Source organism: Pseudomonas chlororaphis subsp. piscium (genome assembly GCF_003850345.1).
In the GTDB taxonomy this organism is placed as follows: domain Bacteria; phylum Pseudomonadota; class Gammaproteobacteria; order Pseudomonadales; family Pseudomonadaceae; genus Aquipseudomonas; species Aquipseudomonas piscium.
This window is the reverse complement of sequence record NZ_CP027707.1, coordinates 6,468,517-6,487,602: the sequence shown is the minus strand read 5'-3', so window position 1 is coordinate 6,487,602 and position 19,086 is coordinate 6,468,517. Positions and strand designations below refer to the sequence as shown.

Here is a 19,086-nt window from a genome sequence, read left to right as displayed (position 1 = left end):
GGCAGATCCATTGCTTTCGCGGGCAAGCCTCGCTCCTACAGAGGACGAGCAAGTCATCCAGGTAGTTAAGCCCGAGGTCTTTGGGAGCTCCTCTATGTTGAACACCCTTCTTCCCATCCTGCTGTTCGCAGCCATCGGCCTGGCTGTCCTGGGCGCGTTGCGGCGGGTGGCCATGTGGCGCCGGGGCCGTGCGTCCAAGGTCGACCTGATCGGCGGCCTGCTGGCCATGCCCAAGCGCTACATGGTCGACCTGCACCATGTGGTAGCGCGGGACAAATACATCGCCAACACCCACGTGGCCACGGCCGGTGGCGCGGTGGCGTCCATCGTGCTGGCGATTCTGGTGCACGGTTTCGGCCTGCATAATCGCATCCTCGGCTACGCCTTGCTGCTGATGTCGGCGGTGATGTTCGTCGGCGCGATCTTCGTCTACCTGCGCCGCCGCAACCCGCCGGCGCGCCTGTCGAAAGGCCCGTGGATGCGCCTGCCGAAAAGCCTGCTGGCGTTCTCGGCGTCGTTTTTCCTGGTGACCCTGCCGGTGGCCGGGATCCTCCCGGAAAACTTCGGTGGCTGGGTATTGGCAGTAATCCTCGGCATCGGCGTACTGTGGGGCGTGTCCGAGCTGTTCTTCGGCATGACCTGGGGCGGCCCGATGAAGCACGCCTTCGCCGGTGCCCTGCACCTGGCCTGGCACCGCCGCGCCGAGCGCTTCGGCGGCGGCCGTTCCACCGGCCTCAAGCCGCTGGACCTGGAAGACCCGAACGCGCCGCTGGGGGTGGAAAAACCCAAGGATTTCACCTGGAACCAACTGCTGGGCTTCGACGCCTGCGTGCAGTGCGGTAAATGCGAAGCCGCGTGCCCGGCCTTTGCCGCCGGCCAGCCGCTGAACCCGAAAAAACTGATCCAGGACATGGTGGTTGGCCTGGCTGGCGGTACCGACGCCAAGTTCGCTGGCAGCCCGTATCCGGGTAAACCGATTGGCGAACACAGCGGCAACCCGCACCAGCCGATCGTCAACGGCCTGGTGGACGCCGAGACCCTGTGGTCCTGCACCACTTGCCGCGCCTGCGTCGAGGAATGCCCGATGATGATCGAGCACGTCGATGCCATCGTCGACATGCGCCGTCACCTGACCCTGGAAAAGGGCGCCACCCCGAACAAGGGCGCCGAAGTCCTGGAAAACCTGATCGCCACCGACAACCCGGGCGGTTTTGCCCCGGGCGGGCGGATGAACTGGGCGGCGGACCTCAACCTGGCGCTGCTGGGCGAGAAGAAAACCACCGACGTGCTGTTCTGGGTTGGCGACGGCGCGTTCGACATGCGCAACCAGCGCACCCTGCGCGCCTTCGTCAAAGTGCTGAAAGCGGCCAAGGTCGACTTCGCGGTACTGGGCCTGGAAGAACGCGACAGCGGTGACGTGGCCCGGCGCCTGGGCGACGAGGCGACCTTCCAGCTGCTGGCCAAGCGCAATATCCAGACCCTGGCCAAGTACAGCTTCAAACGCATCGTCACCTGCGACCCCCACAGCTTCCATGTGCTGAAAAACGAATACGGCGCCCTGGGTGGCGAGTACGTGGTGCAGCACCACAGCACCTACATGGCCGAGCTGATCGCCGGCGGCGCCCTGAATCTGGGTCAGCACAAAGGCAACAGTGTGACCTATCACGACCCGTGCTACCTGGGCCGCTACAACGGCGAGTACGAAGCGCCGCGTGAAGTGCTGCGGGCGCTGGGGATCGAGGTCAAGGAAATGCAACGCTCCGGTTTCCGCTCGCGCTGCTGCGGCGGTGGCGGCGGCGCGCCGATCACCGACATCCCGGGCAAGCAGCGGATCCCCGACATGCGTATGGACGACATCCGCGAAACCGGCGCCGAGCTGGTGGCCGTGGGTTGTCCACAATGCACCGCGATGCTTGAAGGCGTGGTCGAACCACGACCGCTGATCAAGGACATCGCCGAACTGGTGGCCGACGCCTTGCTGGAGGACGCCGCGCCCGGCAAGCCGGCGACCCCGGCCAAACGTGAACCTGCGGAGGCCCACTGATGAGCGACATTATCCGCCGCGACCCACGGGCCGAATGGATCGCCCGTAACCGCCTGCACCCGCTGCACGCGGCCATGCAACCGGCGCAGCACAGCTGGATGGGGCCCAACGGCATCATCCGCAAGAACCCCCACGGGGTCGGTTTTATCGGCCCCAACGGCATCAAGCGCATCGACCGCAGCGGCGCCCAGCAGGGCGGGGCGGTCAAGCGCAGCGCTACGGTCGAAGTCCAGCTGCCGCTGCATCAGGTGGCGCAGCCGGCGTTCTACATCAGCGTGGTGCCGGACATGGTTGGCGGCCGCCTGAGCAGCCACGACCGCGACCTGCTGGGCCTGGCCCATCAACTGGCCGGCAAGGACGGCGCAGTGCTGGCGGTGGTGTTCGGCGAGCACAAGGAAAACGCCTTCGCCACGGCCGGCATCGACCGCCTGCTGGTGCTGGAAGGCAACGAATTCAGCGGTTATGCACCGGAGCAACGGGTCCAGGGCCTGCGGGCTGTGGATAACCAGTTCAGCCCGCGTCACTGGTTGCTGCCCGACAGCCGTACCGGTGGCGGCGAACTGGGCCGACGCTTTGCCGCGGCCCTGGGCGAACGCCCGGCCACGCGGGTCTGGCAGGTCAAGGACGAGCAGTGCATCGGCCGCGCCGGTGCCGGCTTGCAGGACCTGGCCCGACCGCTGGCACGCCTGATCCTGGCCGCCGCCGAATGCGCCGAGCCGGTCAGCGAAACCCGCCACGAAGCCCTGCCGGTGGAGTTATCCACAACGGTGGCGCGCAGCCTGGCGCGGATCGAGGACCTGGGCGCGGTGGCGGTGGACCCGGCGGCGATTCCCATGGCCGAGGCCGAATTCATTTTCTCCGGCGGCAACGGGGTCAAGGACTGGGAACTTTTCCACCGGACCGCCGCGGCCCTGGGCGCCACCGAAGGCGCGTCGCGGGTGGCGGTGGACGACGGCTTCATGGCCCGCGACCGTCAGGTTGGCGCCTCGGGTACCTGGGTTACCGCCCGGGTGTACGTGGCGGTGGGGATTTCCGGGGCGATCCAGCACCTGCAGGGCATCGGTGCCTGCGACAAGGTGGTGGCGATCAACCTCGATCCGGGCTGCGACATGATCAAACGCGCCGACCTGTCGGTGATTGGCGAAAGCGCCGAGCTTCTTCAAGCCTTGATCGCGGCGGTAGAGGCCTACCGCAACGGCGCCAAGCGCGATGCGGCTTAAGGGAAGGATAGGGTTATGAGTACTAATGTGATCAGCCTGGTGTCCATCGGCGCCCACCCGACTTCCGGCCGGCCACGGCGTGCCGAGCAGGATGCGCGGGCAGTCGAGCTGGGGCTGCAACTGGCCGGGGACAGGCTGCAGGTGCTGCACGCCGGCGATATCGCCGAGCCGGCCCTGCGCGCGTACCTGGGCATGGGCCTGGAACAGATGCACGTGCTGGAGCAGTCGGCCGGTGCCGATGCGCTGCCGGCGCTGACCGATTATCTGCGCGATGCCGGAGCGCAAGTGGTGCTTACCGGCAGCCAGGCGGAAACCGGCGAAGGTTCGGGCATGCTGCCGTTCCTGCTGGCGGAAAACCTCGGCTGGCCGCTGGTGGTGGGCCTGGCCCAGGTGGAGTCCATCGACGCTGGCGTGGCCTTGGTGCTGCAAGCCCTGCCGCGCGGCCAGCGCCGCCGGCTGAAGGTGCGCCTGCCGTTCCTCGCCACTGTGGATAACGCCGCGCCCAAGCCACGGCAGAGCGCCTACGGCCCGGCCCGACGCGGGGTGCTACAGGCGCGGAATGTGGAAGTGCTCGACGATGAGCTGTTCACCAGCGCCACCCTGCAACCGGCCAAACCCCGGCCCAAGCGCCTGAAAGTGATCAAGGCCAAGAGCGGCGCCGACCGCATGAAAGCCGCGACCGCCAAGGCCAGCGGCGGTGGCGGCCAGGTGCTCAAGGGCGTCAGCGCCGAAGCTGGGGCCGAGGCGATCCTCAAGCTGCTGATCGAAGAAGGCGTGGTCCGTTAGGGCCGGGCCTGTCGCACTATCGTTATCGCGAGCAAGCTTCGCTCCTACAGGGGCGTGGCTTGCTTGTGACTGATTCCCCTCCTGTATCCACGGTTACCCACAATCCCTGTGTGCGCCTCTGTGGATAAGATGTTCGTCCCTCTCTGCACGCCGCGCCAATCAAGTGCTGCGGCGCTCTGTACGAAAAACGATCAAGCTAAGTCGAGGTTTTTACGAAGGTTTTTCTGTGGATAAGGAATTCCCTCGCTCCTCTGCTGCTGCCGACTTGCCCCCAAAGTCTGTTGGCCTCTTTGTGGATAAGATGTTCGCTGTCCGCTGAGAGCCATATAAACAGCGGTCTGCGAGGGTGTGGTCGAAAAATAGGCAAATCCGGGGTTTTGCCTTGTCGGCGGTACTGAAGCCTCGATATTTCGCGCTATTCGGCGGTTTTCCACAGCTCGCCGCCCTTTGCCGTGAAGTTGCCCCCAAAGTCTGTTGGCGCTTCTGTGGATAAGGTGTTCGCCTTCGCCTGTGGGCCTTTAAATACGTGGCCTGCAGAGTCTTGTTCAAAAAATGATCAAAGCCTGATGGAAAAGGCCTTTCTGGATAAGTCACGGATTTTCTTCAGGTTCTGCCAATGAATCCGTTGGCTGAAAGCCGAGTTGCCCACATTTGCTGTGGGTGGAGATGTGGATAACTTGTTCGCGGAAGGCTGGGGGCCTTGTCGGCCATGGCCGGGAGGGAGTCAGATCAAATTTTGTACAGCAACATCAGCATTGGTTTCTGTAGGAGCAGGGGGACGCCTAGTCCTTGCTCGCGATGAACGATAACCCGGTGTGTCAGATGCACCGTGTCGCGTTCATCGCGGGCAAGCCTCGCTCCTACAGGTCTTGGATCAGCCGTGAACCGGCACGCCCTTGAGGTACGGAGCCGGTTCGGCGCCGAGGTTGCTCAGTATGCGCTCGCTGTACCAGTCCACGAAGTTGACCACGCCGAACTCATAGGTCTTGGAGTACGGGCCTGGCTGGTAGGCGGTGGAGTTGATGCCGCGCTGGTTCTCTTCGGCCAGGCGACGGTCCTGGTCGTTGGTGGCATCCCACACCTGGCGCATGCGCTCGACGTCGTAGTCCACGCCTTCGACCGCGTCCTTGTGCACCAGCCACTTGGTGGTGACCATGGTTTCCTGGGCGCTGATCGGCCACACGGTGAACACGATGATGTGGTCGCCCATGCAGTGGTTCCACGAGTGTGGCAGGTGCAGGATGCGCATCGAGCCCAGGTCCGGGTTCTTGATCCGGCCCATCAGCTTGGCGCAGCCCTGCTTGCCGTCCATGGTCATGGACACGGTGCCCTTGAGCAGCGGCATGCGCACGATGCGGTTACGCAGGCCGAAGCTGGCGTGGGCGTAAGGGATCTTCTCGGCTTCCCAGGCGGCGGCGGAGGCGGCCACGTGGTCCTTGAACCCCTGGTCGGCGCGCGGGTCGGTGACGTCGTCCCACTCCAGCAGGGTTTTCAGCAGCTCCGGGTGCGAACCGCCGCAGTGGTAGCACTCGCGGTTGTTTTCCAGCACCAGCTTCCAGTTGGCTTTTTCCATCAAGGTGGTCTGCACCGCCACCTTGGTGTTCTCCATGTCGTAGGGTTCCATGTAGTGCGTCAGGGTTGCCAGGAAGTCATCGATGGCCGGCGGGTTTTCCGCGAGGCTGATGAAGATGTAGCCACCGGCGGTCTTCACGTTCACCGGCTTGAGGCCGTACTGCTTCATGTCGAAGTCGGCGCCCATCTCGGTGCCGGCGAACAGCAGGCGACCGTCCAGCTCGTAGGTCCACTGGTGGTAGTGGCAGACCAGCTTGGCGACCTTGCCCTTGTCGCTGGTGCACAGGCGCGAACCGCGGTGGCGGCAGACGTTGTGGAAGGCATGGACCACGCCGTCGGCGCCACGGATCACGATGATCGGGTTCTTGCCGATCTGCAGGGTGATGTAGTTGCCCTTGGTCGGGATCTCGCAAGTCATGCCGGCGATCAGCCATTCCTTCTGGAAGATCTCCTGCATGTCGATATCGAACAGGCGCTCGTCGCAGTAGAACGGCTGCGGCAGGGAGAAGGTCCGCTCGCGTTCTTGGAGCATTTGTGCGGTGGCCTTGCGTGCGGGTTCCAGCGGATCGCCCAGGCTCAGGGTTGCGGTGACGTCCATCGTTTTAGTCCTCATGGCCATCTGTGTGGCCGGCGAAAGTGGCTGTGTGGCCGGTGTAACGGGTTTGTACGGGCAATCCCTGCGCCTGAAGTCCTGATTCTGCGTTGCCGCTCCTCGCCATAGCGGGCTATGACTCGTCGCGGCGCCTTGACTCAGAACTTCATGCTGTGGGCTTGCTCCGTACAAACCCGTCACACCGGCCACTGTTACGACGCAAGGCTGAAAAATCAGCGGTTATCAGTTGAGGCGAGTGTGGGGCCGGCGCGGCCCAGAACCTTATCCATGGGCGACATGGCCCAATCTGTTCCCGACGCGCAAGCCCCGGTGGTTGGGGGCTGGTCGCGATAAGCATGTGAATGTCGCAGATAGGTAAATGGGCGTTTATGGGCCTGCGCACAATCGTCACCATAAAGGCCGACAGTCGGCCGTGGAGATCAGCATGTCCAACAACTTCCTGAACCCGGTAACCACCCAGACCTGGGCCAATGGCCGACACATCGTCCGTTGCGTCAAAGTCATCCAGGAAACCTGGGACGTGCGCACCTTCTGCTTCATGGCCGACCAGCCGATCATGTTCTTCTTCAAGCCGGGGCAGTTCGTCACCCTGGAGCTGGAGATCGAAGGCCAGCCGATCATGCGTTCCTACACCATTTCCAGCTCGCCCTCGGTGCCCTACAGCTTCTCGGTGACCATCAAGCGCGTCCCTGGCGGCAAGGTGTCCAACTGGCTGCACGACACCCTGCACGAAGGCCAGGAGCTGGCGGTGCACGGGCCGGTGGGGCTGTTCAACGCCATCGACTTCCCCAGCCCGAAGATCCTCTACCTCAGTGGCGGCGTCGGTATCACCCCGGTGATGTCCATGGCGCGCTGGTTCTACGACACCAACGGCAATGTCGACATGGTGTTTATCCACAGCGCGCGCTCGCCGAAAGACATCATTTATCACCGCGAGCTGGAGCACATGGCGTCGCGGATCGACAACTTCAGCCTGCACCTGATCTGCGAGAAACACGGCCTGGGCGAGCCCTGGGCCGGTTATCGCGGCTACCTGAACCACAAGATGCTGGAGCTGATGGCGCCGGACTTCCTCGAGCGCGAGGTGTTCTGCTGCGGCCCGACCCCATACATGAACGCGGTCAAGCGCCTGCTCGAGGCCGCCGGCTTCGACATGTCGCGTTACCACGAGGAATCCTTCGGCGCGACGCCGGCGGAAGCCCGTGCCGACGCGGTGGAACAGGCCGAACAGGCCGCCGAGGCGCCCGAAGTCGACGCCGCCGACCTGCACCAGGTGGAGTTCACCGCGTCCGGCAAGAGCATCCGCGTGGCGCCGGGCGAGACCGTCCACGCCGCCGCGGCCAAGCTTGGCCTGATGATCCCCAAGGCCTGTGGCATGGGCATCTGCGGGACCTGCAAGGTGCTCAAGCTGGGCGGTGAAGTGGAGATGGACCACAACGGCGGCATCACCGAGGAAGACGAAGCCGAAGGCTACATCCTGTCCTGCTGCAGCGTGCCGAAGGGGGATGTGCGGGTCGAGTATTGAGTCCGGTTCGGGACCGGTTCATCGTTCATCGCGAGCAAGCTCGCTCCTGCAGGTCGGGTGAAAACCCTGCAGGAGCGAGCTTGTTTGCGTTGGGGGCGCTGCGTTTTTTCAATCGATAAACAGATCCGTCATCAGCGTTTCTCTGCTGTCGGGATCGAAGCGGTAATGAGCGAAGTCGCTCACTCCCTGTTCACGCAATATTTCCTCGTCGATCAGCAAGCGCCCGGTGATGCGGCGCTGGCTGCTGGAGAGGATCGCGTGGGCCGCGTCGGCCATGATCGCAGGCGTGCGCGCATGCTTGAACGACTCGCGCGAACCCAGCTGGAACTCGATGGCGGCGGTGGCGATCATGGTCTGCGGCCACAGCGAGTTGACGCTGATGCCGTAGTTCTTGAATTCCTCGCTCATGCCCAGGGTCAGCATGCTCATGCCGTATTTGGTCACGGTGTAGGGGCTGTACTGGGCGAACCATTTGTTCGCCAGGTTCAGTGGCGGCGACAGGTTGAGGATGTGGCCGCCGCTGCTTTTCAGGTAGGGCAGGGCCGCCTGGCTGCACAGCAGCACGGCGCGGGTGTTGATCTGGTGCATCAGGTCGAAGCGCTTGAGCTCGATGTGCTGCACCCCGGTCAGCTTGATCGCCCCCGCATTGTTGACCAGCGCATCGATGCCGCCGAACTGCTCGGCGGCCTTGGCCAGGGCCTGGCGCACCGCCTCTTCGTCACGCACATCCACCTGCAGGGCCAGGGCTTTGCCGCCAATCGCCTCGACCTCGCGGGCCACGCTGAAGATGGTGCCGGGCAGCTTGGGATGGGGCTCGGCGCTTTTCGCCGCGATCACGATATTGGCCCCGTCCCGCGCCGCCCGCAGGGCGATTTCACGGCCGATGCCACGACTGGCGCCGGTGATGAACAGGGTCTTGCCTTGTAAGGACATGGATGCGCTCCTGATTATTGTCGTTATCCGAGCGGGTACAGCGGCTCGCCAGACAATCTAGTTCATGTCTGGCGGCACGTGCGGATCAGGGGCGAAAAGCGGGTTGCGGTGGGAATGGCCCCGGTCGGTTGACCGGGGCGCAGGGCGGGGTGGCGCCGGCGGGGGCGTTTCAGCCGGCCATGACCTGGCGAATGTCCGCGGCCAGTTCGCGGACCCGCGCTTCTTCGGTATCCCACGAGCACATGAAACGCGCGCCGCCTTTACCGATGAAGGTGTAGAAGCGCCAGCCCCTGGCGGTCAGCGCGGCGATGGCCGGTTCCGAGAGTTGCAGGAACACACCGTTGGCCTGCACCGGGAACATCAGTTCCACCCCTGGGATGTCCGCCACCAGCTCGGCCAGCAGCTGCGCGCAATGGTTGGCGTGGCGGGCGTATTTGAGCCAGGCGTCGTTTTCCAGCAGGCCGACCCAGGGCGCGGACAAAAAACGCATCTTCGAGGCCAGTTGGCCGGCCTGCTTGCAGCGGTAGTCGAAGTCTTCGGCCAGCTTGTGGTTGAAGAACAGGATCGCCTCGCCCACCGCCATGCCGTTTTTCGTGCCGCCGAAGCACAGCACGTCGACCCCGGCTTTCCAGGTCAGGTCGGCGGGCGAGCAGCCGAGGAAGGCGCAGGCGTTGGAGAAGCGCGCGCCGTCCATGTGCAGGTTCAGCCCCAGCTCCTTGCAGGTGGCGCTGATGGCGCGGATTTCTTCCGGGGTGTAGACGCTGCCGACTTCGGTGGCCTGGGTCAGGGTCACCACCCGAGGCTTGGGATAGTGGATGTCCTGGCGCTTGAGTGCGATGTCGCGGATCGAGTCCGGGGTCAGCTTGCCGTTCTCGGTGCCGGCGATCAGCAGCTTGGAGCCGTTGGAGAAGAATTCCGGCGCGCCGCATTCGTCGGTTTCGACGTGGGCGGTTTCCGAGCAGATGACGCTGTGGTAACTCTGGCACAGCGACGACAGGGCCAGGGAGTTGGCGGCGGTGCCGTTGAAGGCGAAGAACACCTCGCAGTCGGTCTCGAACAGTTTGCGGAAATAATCGGCGGCGCGTGCGGTCCACTGGTCGTCGCCGTAGGCGCGTTCGTGGCCGCGATTGGCCTGTTCCATGGCCGCCCAGGCCTCGGGGCAAATGCCGGAATAGTTGTCGCTGGCGAATTGTTGGCTCTTGTCGGTCATGGCCGTCTTCCGTGCTAAGGGTCCGAGAGGGGAGTCCTTCGATAAAGGGCTCCGGATAAGGTGCTCCTGGGTAAGGAGCCCTTGGGTCAAGCGTCCGCAACGAGGTCTGGGCCAGCAGGACAGCGCAGGCCCCGCAGAGATCGGTGGAGCGCCACTTTACCCAAGATTGACGGGGGAGCACACGCTCTGTTTATGGATGAAAAATGCACAGGCCATGAGGATATATGCCAGACCCGATGCTGACCCCGCTTGCCGCCCGGCGCGATGGAGCCCTGGACCTGCTCAAGTGGCTGGCGCTGCTCGGCATGGTGCTCGATCACCTGCGTTACGTCGGCTGGAGCCTTGATCTGCTGTATGTGCCCGGGCGCCTGGCGTTTCCCTGGTTCTGCCTGGCGCTGGCGGCCAATGTGGCGCGGGCTGGCGCGGTGGAGCGCGAGGGCGCGGGGCAATGGCGTTACCTGGGCTGGCTGCTGCTGTTCAGCCTGCTCGGCGAAGTGCCGTACCGGCTATACATTCCCGACCCCGATACCCTGAATGTGCTGCCGACCCTGGCCCTGGGCCTGCTGGTGGCCCGTGCCTGGCAGCGACGCGGCGGCCTGGCGTTGTGGCTGGGGATTGTCGCGGCCTTGCTGGGCGGGCTGTTCGACCGGTACCTGATGTTCGGCCTGTTCGGCGTATTGCTGCCGCTGGCGTTGTTGCTGGTGCTGCAGCGCCGTTGGTACTGGGCGCTGCTGCCGGGGCTGTTGTGCCTGGCGGCCAATCAGTGGGAAAGCCTGCTGCCGGCGGTGCGCCAGGGCAGTCAGGTGGCGGCCTGGGCCCTGGTCGCCTGCGTGCTGGCGCCGTGGCTGGGGCTGGCGATCCTGCGGCGGTTGCGCGGTGTTTCGCCGCCACCGATGCGGCGTTGGGCCTATCTCCTGTACCCCGGGCATTTCCTCCTGCTGCTGATGCTGCGCAATCTCCTGGCCTGATGGCCCCCGTAGGAGCGAGGCTTGCCCGCGATCGGTCGCGCAGCGGCCGCCAGACCAGCCATCGCAATACTCCAGGCCAACGGCCTTTGGCGTATTTGCGACAGTCGTGCTGTCAATCGCCGGTCGCGCCACTGGTCGGCGGCAGGCCCCCACAGTCGCGGGCAAGCCTCGGATATAGAGCCTTCGGTGCATGGCGCGCGGCGGTCTGGGGCTCTCTGCGCCAAGCCATGTCGTAAACGCACCTTTGCGTGGCGTCCATAGGCATTTGACCGGTCAGCGCCGGCCATACCATCGCATCCAAAGGGCACTACCGCAGGGTACGTGCCTCACCGAGACGAAAGGCGCACCGCCGCCGCTGGGAGAGACGCGATGTTCAGCAAGCAAGACCAAATCCAGGGTTATGACGATGCACTGCTGGCGGCCATGAATGCCGAGGAGCAACGTCAGGAAGATCACATCGAGCTGATCGCGTCGGAGAACTACACCAGCAAGCGCGTGATGCAAGCGCAAGGCAGCGGCCTGACCAACAAGTACGCCGAAGGTTATCCGGGCAAGCGCTACTACGGTGGCTGCGAGCACGTGGACAAGGTCGAGGCCCTGGCCATCGAGCGCGCCAAGCAACTGTTCGGCGCCGACTACGCCAACGTCCAGCCGCACTCCGGTTCCTCGGCCAACAGCGCCGTGTACCTGGCCCTGCTGCAAGCCGGCGACACCATCCTGGGCATGAGCCTGGCCCATGGCGGCCACCTGACCCACGGCGCCAAGGTGTCGTCCTCGGGCAAGCTGTACAACGCCGTGCAGTACGGCATCGACACCAACACCGGGCTGATCGACTACGACGAAGTCGAGCGCCTGGCCGTCGAGCACAAGCCGAAGATGATCGTTGCCGGTTTCTCGGCCTACTCCAAGACCCTCGACTTCCCACGCTTCCGCCAGATCGCGGATAAAGTCGGCGCGCTGCTGTTCGTCGACATGGCCCACGTCGCTGGCCTGGTGGCTGCCGGCCTGTACCCGAACCCGCTGCCTTACGCCGACGTGGTCACCACCACCACCCACAAGACCCTGCGCGGTCCGCGTGGCGGCCTGATCCTGGCCAAGGCCAACGAAGAAATCGAGAAGAAGCTCAACGCCGCGGTATTCCCTGGCGCCCAGGGCGGCCCGCTGATGCACGTGATCGCCGGCAAGGCAGTGTGCTTCAAGGAAGCGCTGGAGCCTGGCTTCAAGGCCTACCAGCAGCAAGTGATCGAGAACGCCCAGGCCATGGCCGGCGTATTTATCAAACGCGGCTACGATGTAGTGTCCGGCGGCACCGACAACCACCTGTTCCTGGTCAGCCTGATCCGTCAGGGCCTCACCGGCAAGGATGCGGACGCCGCCCTGGGGCGCGCCCACATCACCGTGAACAAGAACGCTGTCCCGAACGATCCACAGTCGCCGTTCGTGACCTCCGGCCTGCGTATCGGCACCCCGGCGGTGACCACCCGCGGCTTCAAGGTTACCCAGTGCGTGGAGCTGGCCGGCTGGATCTGCGACATCCTCGACCACCTCGGCGATGCCGATGTCGAGGCCAATGTCGCTCGTCAGGTATCGGCCCTGTGCGCGGACTTCCCGGTTTATCGCTGAGTGCGGTTTTGGAGTAAATGACTATGCAACGCTACTCGGGCTTCGGCCTCTTCAAGCACTCCCTCAGCCACCATGAAAACTGGCAGCGCATGTGGCGCACGCCGACCCCGAAAAAGGTCTACGACGTGGTCATCGTCGGCGGTGGTGGGCATGGCCTGGCGACTGCCTACTACCTGGCCAAGGAGCACGGCATCACCAACGTCGCCGTGGTCGAGAAAGGCTGGCTGGGCGGCGGTAACACCGCGCGCAACACCACCATCGTGCGTTCCAACTACCTGTGGGACGAGTCGGCGCACCTGTACGAACACGCGATGAAACTCTGGGAAGGCCTGTCCCAGGACCTCAACTACAACGTGATGTTCTCCCAGCGCGGCGTCTACAACCTGTGCCACACCCTGCAGGACATCCGCGATTCCGAGCGTCGGGTCAGCGCCAACCGCCTCAACGGCGTGGACGGCGAGCTGCTCAACGCCAAGCAGGTAGCGGACGAGATTCCCTACCTGGACTGCTCCAAGAACACCCGCTACCCGGTGATGGGTGCCACCGTCCAGCGCCGTGGCGGCGTGGCCCGTCACGACGCCGTGGCCTGGGGCTTCGCCCGTGCCGCCGACGCCCTGGGCGTGGACCTGATCCAGCAGACCGAAGTGATCGGCTTCCGCAAGGAAAACGGTGTGTGCATCGGCGTGGAAACCAACAAGGGCTTCATCGGCGCCAAGCGCGTCGGCGTGGTCACCGCCGGTAACTCCGGGCACATGGCCAAGCTCGCCGGCTTTCGCCTGCCGATCGAATCGCACCCGCTGCAAGCGCTGGTGTCCGAGCCGATCAAGCCGATCATCGACAGCGTGATCATGTCCAACGCGGTGCACGGTTACATCAGCCAGTCCGACAAGGGCGACCTGGTGATCGGCGCCGGTATCGACGGCTGGGTCGGCTACGGCCAGCGCGGTTCGTACCCGGTGATCGAGCACACCATCCAGGCCATCGTCGAGATGTTCCCGATCCTTTCGCGGGTGCGCATGAACCGCCAGTGGGGCGGCATCGTCGACACCACCCCGGACGCCTGCCCGATCATCTCCAAGACTCCGGTGCCGAACATGTTCTTCAACTGCGGCTGGGGTACCGGCGGCTTCAAGGCCACCCCGGGTTCGGGCAACGTATTCGCCGCGAGCCTGGCCAAGGGTGAAATGCACCCGCTGGCCGCACCTTTCTCCATCGACCGTTTCCACAACGGTGCGCTGATCGACGAACACGGCGCTGCAGCTGTCGCCCACTAACAAAGGCCTCATGAAAACTACTGCGCTTGGCAATACGGCGTTAAAAACAGGCTCGAAATGCTCACTTAGTAAACTAAGCTCCGCTTTCTCCCCTGTTTTTGCCTTGTCTTGCCTTCGCTCGCTACGTTTTCAAGAGGCTTGATAGGAGAAATCCCTATGTTGCACATCTTCTGTCCTCACTGCGGCGAACTGCGCTCCGAAGAGGAATTCCATTCGTCCGGCCAGGCGCATATCCCGCGTCCGCTGGATCCGAACAACTGCACCGACGAGGAGTGGGGCAACTACATGTTCTTCCGCGACAACCCTCGCGGTCTGCACCACGAGCTGTGGATCCACGCCGCCGGTTGCCGTCAGTACTTCAACGCCACCCGCGACACCCTGACCTACGAGATTCTCGAAACCTACAAGATCGGTACCAAGCCGCAATTCACCGACAAGACCGATAGCCCGAAAGCGGCCACGCAGGCTCTGGGAGAGAAGGTATGAGCCAGTCCAATCGCCTGTCCAACGGCGGACGCATCGACCGCAACAAAGTCCTCAGCTTCACCTTCAACGGCCAGACCTACAAAGGCTTCGAAGGCGACACCCTGGCCGCCGCCCTGCTGGCCAACGGCGTGGACATCATTGGTCGCAGCTTCAAGTATTCCCGGCCGCGCGGCATCTTCGCCGCTGGTGCCGAAGAGCCGAACGCGGTGCTGCAGATCGGCGCCACCGAAGCCACCCAGATCCCTAACGTGCGCGCCACCCAACAGGCGCTGTACCAGGGCCTGGTCGCCACCAGCACCAACGGCTGGCCGAGCGTCAACAATGACATGATGGGGATCCTCGGCAAGGTCGGCGGCAAGCTGATGCCGCCGGGCTTCTACTACAAAACCTTCATGTATCCGCAATCGTTCTGGATGACCTACGAGAAGTACATCCGCAAGGCCGCGGGCCTGGGTCGCTCGCCGACCGAGAACGATCCGGACACCTACGACTACATGAACCAGCACTGCGACGTGCTGATCGTCGGCGCCGGCCCTGCCGGCCTGGCCGCGGCCCTGGCTGCCGCGCGCAGCGGTGCGCGGGTGATCCTCGCCGACGAGCAGGAAGAATTCGGCGGCAGCCTGCTGGACAGCCGCGAAAGCCTGGACGGCAAGCCGGTGGCCGAGTGGGTCGCCACCGTGGTCGCCGAGCTGAAGTCGCTGCCGGACGTGACCCTGCTGCCACGGGCCACCGTGAACGGCTACCACGACCATAACTTCCTGACCATTCACGAGCGCCTGACCGACCACCTCGGCGATCGCGCGCCGATCGGCCAGGTGCGCCAGCGCATCCACCGGGTGCGGGCCAAGCGCGTGGTGCTGGCCACCGGCGCCTGCGAGCGTCCGCTGGTCTACGGCAACAACGACGTGCCGGGCAACATGCTGGCCGGCGCGGTCTCGGTCTACGTGCGCCGCTACGGCGTGGCACCGGGCAAGAAGCTGGTGCTGAGCACCAACAACGACCATGCCTACCGTGTGGCCCTGGACTGGCTCGACGCCAGCCTGCAAGTGGTGGCCATCGCCGATGCCCGTCACAACCCACGCGGCGCGCTGGTGGAAGAAGCCCGCGCCAAGGGCATTCGCATCCTCACTTCCAGTGCGGTGATCGAAGCCCGTGGCAGCAAACATGTGACCGGCGCCCGCGTCGCGGCGATCGACGTCAAGGCGCATAAAGTCACCAGCCCAGGCGAGTGGCTGGACTGCGACCTGATTGCCAGCTCCGGCGGCTACAGCCCGGTGGTGCACCTGGCTTCGCACCTGGGCGGCAAGCCGATCTGGCGTGAAGACATCCTCGGTTTCGTACCGGGCGAAGCACCGCAGAAACGTGTGTGCGTCGGCGGCATCAATGGGGTCTACAGCCTCGGCGATTCCCTGGCCGACGGTTTCGAAGGTGGCGTGCGGGCTGCCAGCGAAGCGGGTTTCAAGGCCGTGGAAGCGGTACTGCCCAAGGCCCTCAGCCGTCTGGAAGAGTCGACCCTGGCGCTGTTCCAGGTGCCCCATGAGAAAGGCACCGCGCGGGCACCCAAGCAATTCGTCGACCTGCAGAACGACGTCACCGCCGCCGCCATCGAACTGGCGACCCGCGAGGGCTTCGAGTCGGTCGAGCACGTCAAGCGCTATACCGCGCTGGGCTTCGGTACCGATCAGGGCAAGCTCGGCAACGTCAACGGCCTGGCCATCGCGGCCCGTTCGCTGAACGTGAGCATCCCGCAGATGGGCACCACCATGTTCCGTCCGAACTACACGCCGGTGACTTTCGGCGCGGTGGCCGGTCGTCACTGCGGGCACATCTTCGAGCCTGTGCGCTTCACCGCGCTGCATTCGTGGCACGTGAAGAACGGCGCCGAGTTCGAGGACGTCGGCCAGTGGAAGCGCCCTTGGTACTTCCCGAAGAACGGCGAAGACCTGCACGCCGCGGTCAAACGCGAGTGCAAGGCGGTGCGCGACAGCGTCGGCCTGCTCGACGCCTCGACCCTGGGCAAGATCGATATCCAGGGCCCGGACGCCCGTGAGTTCCTCAACCGCATCTACACCAACGCCTGGACCAAGCTCGACGTGGGCAAGGCGCGCTACGGCCTGATGTGCAAGGAAGACGGCATGGTCTTCGACGACGGCGTAACCGCCTGCGTCGGCGAAAACCACTTCATCATGACCACCACCACCGGTGGCGCCGCGCGCGTCCTGCAATGGCTGGAGATCTATCAGCAGACCGAATGGCCGGACCTCAAGGTGTACTTCACCTCGGTCACCGACCACTGGGCGACCATGACCCTGTCCGGACCGAACAGCCGCAAGCTGCTCAGCGAAGTCACCGACATCGACCTGGACAAGGACGGCTTCCCGTTCATGACCTGGAAAGAAGGCCTGGTGGGCGGCGTGCCGGCGCGGGTGTTCCGCATCTCCTTCACCGGCGAGCTGTCGTACGAAGTCAACGTCCAGGCCGACTACGCCATGGGCGTGCTGGAGCAGATCGTCGAGGCTGGCAAGAAGTACAACCTGACCCCGTACGGCACCGAAACCATGCACGTGCTGCGGGCCGAGAAGGGCTTCATCATCGTCGGCCAGGACACTGACGGCTCGATGACCCCGGACGACCTGAACATGGGCTGGTGCGTCGGTCGCACCAAACCCTTCTCGTGGATCGGCTGGCGTGGCATGAACCGCGAAGACTGTGTGCGCGACCAGCGCAAGCAGCTGGTGGGCCTGAAGCCGATCGACCCGAACCAGTGGCTGCCGGAAGGCGCGCAACTGGTGTTCAACACCAAGCAGGCGATCCCGATGAGCATGGCCGGTCACGTGACCTCCAGCTATGCCCACAACTCCCTGGGTTATTCGTTTGCCATGGGGGTGGTCAAGGGCGGCCTGAAGCGGATGGGCGAGCGGGTATTCGCGCCATTGGCCGACGGCACGGTGATCGAGGCGGAAATCGTTTCTTCGGTGTTCTTCGATCCGAAAGGCGATCGCCAGAACGTTTAACCCTACAACCTTGTAGGAGCGAGGCTCGCCCGCGATAGGCATCACGCGGTGCCTCAGACAGACCGCGACGTACTCATCGCGGGCAAGCTCCGCTCCTACGGGTGTGATGCAAGAATTTGAAGACAGGTGCTCTATGACCGCAGTCAACGTTTACCAACAGCGCCCGACCACTGGCGCCAAAGCCGAGTCGTCGCTGCACCATGCCGACCTCGCCAGCCTGGTGGGCAAGGGCCGCAAGAACGCAGGCGTGACCCTGTGCGAGAAGAAACTCCTCGGCCACCTGACCATCCGCGGCGATGGCCATGACCCGGCCTTCGCTTCCGGCGTGCACAAGGCCCTGGGCCTGGAGCTGCCGGTGGCCCTGACCGTGGTCGCCAAGGGCGAAACCAGCCTGCAATGGCTGGGCCCGGACGAATGGCTGCTGGTGGTGCCGAGCGGTGAAGAGTTTGCCGCCGAGAAAAAACTGCGCGAAGCGCTGGGCGGCCTGCACATCCAGATCGTCAACGTCAGTGGCGGCCAGCAGATCCTCGAGCTGTCCGGCCCGAACGTGCGCCAAGTGCTGATGAAGTCCACCAGCTACGACGTGCACCCCAACAACTTCCCGGTGGGCAAGGCCATCGGCACCGTGTTCGCCAAGTCGCAACTGGTGATCCGCCGCATGGGCGAAGACACCTGGGAACTGGTGATCCGCCGCAGCTTCTCCGATTACTGGTGGTTGTGGCTGCAGGATGCCGCCGCCGAATACGGCCTCAGCGTTCAGGCCTGAGACCTTCGCGGGCCAGCCCGCTCCTGACGGAGATCCACCGCAGGAGCGAGGCTGGTTCGCGATCAACCGCACAACGGTTGCCCATTACGAACAGGAGTCACCCCGCATGAGCCGCGCACCCGATACCTGGATTCTGACTGCCGACTGCCCCAGCGTGCTCGGCACGGTGGACGCGGTGACCCGCTTTCTGTTCGAGCAGGGCTGCTACGTCACTGAGCACCACTCCTTCGATGACCGGCTTTCGGCGCGTTTTTTCATTCGTGTGGAATTCCGCCAGCCCGAGGATTTCAACGAGCAGGGCCTGCGCGACGGCCTGGCCGAACGCGCCCGGGCTTTCGACATGAACGTCGAACTGACCCCGCCGCAGCATCGGCCGAAAGTGGTGATCATGGTCTCCAAGGCCGATCACTGCCTCAACGACCTGCTCTACCGCCAGCGCATCGGCCAGCTGGCGATGGACGTGGTGGCGGTGGTGTCCAACCACCCGGACCTCAAGCCCCTGGCCGACTGGCACCAGATCCCGTACTACCACTTCCCCCTGGATCCCAACGACAAGCCGTCCCAGGAGCGTCAGGTGTGGCAGGTGATCGAGGAGTCCGGCGCCGAACTGGTGATCCTTGCGCGCTACATGCAAGTGCTGTCGCCGGAGTTGTGCCGCAAGCTCGATGGCAAGGCGATCAACATCCACCACTCCCTGCTGCCCGGTTTCAAGGGCGCCAAGCCTTATCACCAGGCCTACAACAAGGGCGTGAAACTGGTGGGCGCCACCGCGCACTACATCAACAACGACCTGGACGAAGGCCCGATCATCGCCCAGGGCGTGGAAGTGGTGGACCACAGTCACTACCCCGAGGACCTGATTGCCAAGGGCCGCGATATCGAGGGCCTGACCCTGGCGCGGGCGGTGGGTTATCACATCGAACGGCGGGTGTTCTTGAACGCCAACAGGACGGTGGTGCTTTAACACAGGCCGCTTTGCGGCCATCGCGGGCAAGCCTCGCTCCTACAGACGCACGCATTCCTCTGTAGGAGCGAGGCTTGCCCGCGATAGC

At 64.3% G+C, this 19,086-nt stretch carries 14 protein-coding genes; 11 read left to right on the top strand and 3 right to left on the bottom strand.

Features of this window, described 5'->3' with window-relative positions; all coding sequences use genetic code 11:
- The first annotated feature begins 94 nt into the window (after window positions 1-94).
- The 3 genes from dgcB to etfB are packed head-to-tail and all read left to right on the top strand — an operon-like array spanning window position 95 to window position 4,050.
- On the top strand, window positions 95-2,044 hold the full coding sequence (gene dgcB, locus C4K38_RS29530) for a dimethylglycine demethylation protein DgcB (protein WP_053281207.1): 1,950 nt from the start codon (window positions 95-97) through the stop codon (window positions 2,042-2,044).
- A complete protein-coding gene (etfA, locus tag C4K38_RS29525; protein ID WP_053281206.1) occupies window positions 2,044-3,264 on the top strand; it encodes an electron transfer flavoprotein subunit alpha in 1,221 nt (406 codons plus the stop codon). Before dgcB ends, etfA begins: the two co-directional genes overlap by 1 nt.
- Window positions 3,265-3,279: 15 nt before the next feature.
- A complete protein-coding gene (etfB, locus tag C4K38_RS29520) occupies window positions 3,280-4,050 on the top strand; it encodes an electron transfer flavoprotein subunit beta (protein ID WP_053281205.1) in 771 nt (256 codons plus the stop codon).
- 874 nt (window positions 4,051-4,924) lie between these two features.
- Here etfB and gbcA read toward each other — a convergent pair.
- Complete coding sequence (gene gbcA / locus C4K38_RS29515) at window positions 4,925-6,220, bottom strand: glycine betaine monooxygenase oxygenase subunit (protein WP_053281204.1); 1,296 nt, start codon at window positions 6,218-6,220, stop codon at window positions 4,925-4,927.
- Between the two features lie 439 nt (window positions 6,221-6,659).
- Here gbcA and gbcB point away from each other — a divergent pair, with 439 nt between their 5' ends.
- Window positions 6,660-7,760, top strand: a complete 1,101-nt coding sequence (gbcB, locus tag C4K38_RS29505; RefSeq protein WP_025807284.1) for a glycine betaine monooxygenase reductase subunit — start codon at window positions 6,660-6,662, stop codon at window positions 7,758-7,760.
- 108 nt (window positions 7,761-7,868) lie between these two features.
- Here gbcB and C4K38_RS29500 read toward each other — a convergent pair whose 3' ends face one another.
- On the bottom strand, window positions 7,869-8,693 hold the full coding sequence (locus C4K38_RS29500; protein ID WP_053281203.1) for an SDR family oxidoreductase: 825 nt from the start codon (window positions 8,691-8,693) through the stop codon (window positions 7,869-7,871).
- Window positions 8,694-8,862: 169 nt separating this feature from the next.
- Window positions 8,863-9,903, bottom strand: a complete 1,041-nt coding sequence (locus C4K38_RS29495) for a threonine aldolase family protein (RefSeq protein ID WP_009051226.1) — start codon at window positions 9,901-9,903, stop codon at window positions 8,863-8,865.
- Between the two features lie 224 nt (window positions 9,904-10,127).
- Between C4K38_RS29495 and C4K38_RS29490 the strand changes: the two genes are divergently transcribed.
- The 7 genes from C4K38_RS29490 (at window position 10,128) to purU (ending at window position 18,998) form a co-directional block, all read left to right on the top strand.
- On the top strand, window positions 10,128-10,871 hold the full coding sequence (locus C4K38_RS29490; protein ID WP_053281202.1) for a TraX family protein: 744 nt from the start codon (window positions 10,128-10,130) through the stop codon (window positions 10,869-10,871).
- A 369-nt stretch (window positions 10,872-11,240) separates the two neighbouring features.
- Window positions 11,241-12,494, top strand: a complete 1,254-nt coding sequence (gene glyA / locus C4K38_RS29485) for a serine hydroxymethyltransferase (protein WP_009051224.1) — start codon at window positions 11,241-11,243, stop codon at window positions 12,492-12,494.
- 23 nt (window positions 12,495-12,517) lie between these two features.
- Window positions 12,518-13,768 carry a sarcosine oxidase subunit beta family protein gene (locus tag C4K38_RS29480; RefSeq protein WP_009051223.1) on the top strand — a complete coding sequence of 417 codons (1,251 nt, stop codon included), beginning with the start codon at window positions 12,518-12,520 and terminating at the stop codon, window positions 13,766-13,768.
- Between the two features lie 156 nt (window positions 13,769-13,924).
- Window positions 13,925-14,254 carry a sarcosine oxidase subunit delta gene (locus C4K38_RS29475; RefSeq protein WP_053281201.1) on the top strand — a complete coding sequence of 110 codons (330 nt, stop codon included), beginning with the start codon at window positions 13,925-13,927 and terminating at the stop codon, window positions 14,252-14,254.
- A complete protein-coding gene (locus tag C4K38_RS29470) occupies window positions 14,251-17,268 on the top strand; it encodes a sarcosine oxidase subunit alpha (RefSeq protein WP_053281200.1) in 3,018 nt (1,005 codons plus the stop codon). The genes C4K38_RS29475 and C4K38_RS29470 overlap by 4 nt, the downstream gene beginning before the upstream one ends.
- Window positions 17,269-17,401: 133 nt before the next feature.
- Window positions 17,402-18,034 carry a sarcosine oxidase subunit gamma gene (locus tag C4K38_RS29465; RefSeq protein ID WP_053281199.1) on the top strand — a complete coding sequence of 211 codons (633 nt, stop codon included), beginning with the start codon at window positions 17,402-17,404 and terminating at the stop codon, window positions 18,032-18,034.
- 106 nt (window positions 18,035-18,140) lie between these two features.
- Window positions 18,141-18,998 carry a formyltetrahydrofolate deformylase gene (gene purU, locus C4K38_RS29460; RefSeq protein WP_009051219.1) on the top strand — a complete coding sequence of 286 codons (858 nt, stop codon included), beginning with the start codon at window positions 18,141-18,143 and terminating at the stop codon, window positions 18,996-18,998.
- The last annotated feature ends 88 nt before the right edge of the window (window positions 18,999-19,086 follow it).

Coding starts and splice junctions, on each gene's coding strand:
- gbcA (WP_053281204.1), bottom strand. CDS start 6,220: ATGGACGTCACCGCAACCCTGAGCCTGGGCGATCCGCTGGAACCCGCA.
- etfB (WP_053281205.1), top strand. CDS start 3,280: ATGAGTACTAATGTGATCAGCCTGGTGTCCATCGGCGCCCACCCGACT.
- C4K38_RS29475 (WP_053281201.1), top strand. CDS start 13,925: ATGTTGCACATCTTCTGTCCTCACTGCGGCGAACTGCGCTCCGAAGAG.
- C4K38_RS29470 (WP_053281200.1), top strand. CDS start 14,251: ATGAGCCAGTCCAATCGCCTGTCCAACGGCGGACGCATCGACCGCAAC.
- C4K38_RS29480 (WP_009051223.1), top strand. CDS start 12,518: ATGCAACGCTACTCGGGCTTCGGCCTCTTCAAGCACTCCCTCAGCCAC.
- glyA (WP_009051224.1), top strand. CDS start 11,241: ATGTTCAGCAAGCAAGACCAAATCCAGGGTTATGACGATGCACTGCTG.
- C4K38_RS29495 (WP_009051226.1), bottom strand. CDS start 9,903: ATGACCGACAAGAGCCAACAATTCGCCAGCGACAACTATTCCGGCATT.
- C4K38_RS29500 (WP_053281203.1), bottom strand. CDS start 8,693: ATGTCCTTACAAGGCAAGACCCTGTTCATCACCGGCGCCAGTCGTGGC.
- dgcB (WP_053281207.1), top strand. CDS start 95: ATGTTGAACACCCTTCTTCCCATCCTGCTGTTCGCAGCCATCGGCCTG.
- C4K38_RS29490 (WP_053281202.1), top strand. CDS start 10,128: ATGCCAGACCCGATGCTGACCCCGCTTGCCGCCCGGCGCGATGGAGCC.
- etfA (WP_053281206.1), top strand. CDS start 2,044: ATGAGCGACATTATCCGCCGCGACCCACGGGCCGAATGGATCGCCCGT.
- purU (WP_009051219.1), top strand. CDS start 18,141: ATGAGCCGCGCACCCGATACCTGGATTCTGACTGCCGACTGCCCCAGC.
- gbcB (WP_025807284.1), top strand. CDS start 6,660: ATGTCCAACAACTTCCTGAACCCGGTAACCACCCAGACCTGGGCCAAT.
- C4K38_RS29465 (WP_053281199.1), top strand. CDS start 17,402: ATGACCGCAGTCAACGTTTACCAACAGCGCCCGACCACTGGCGCCAAA.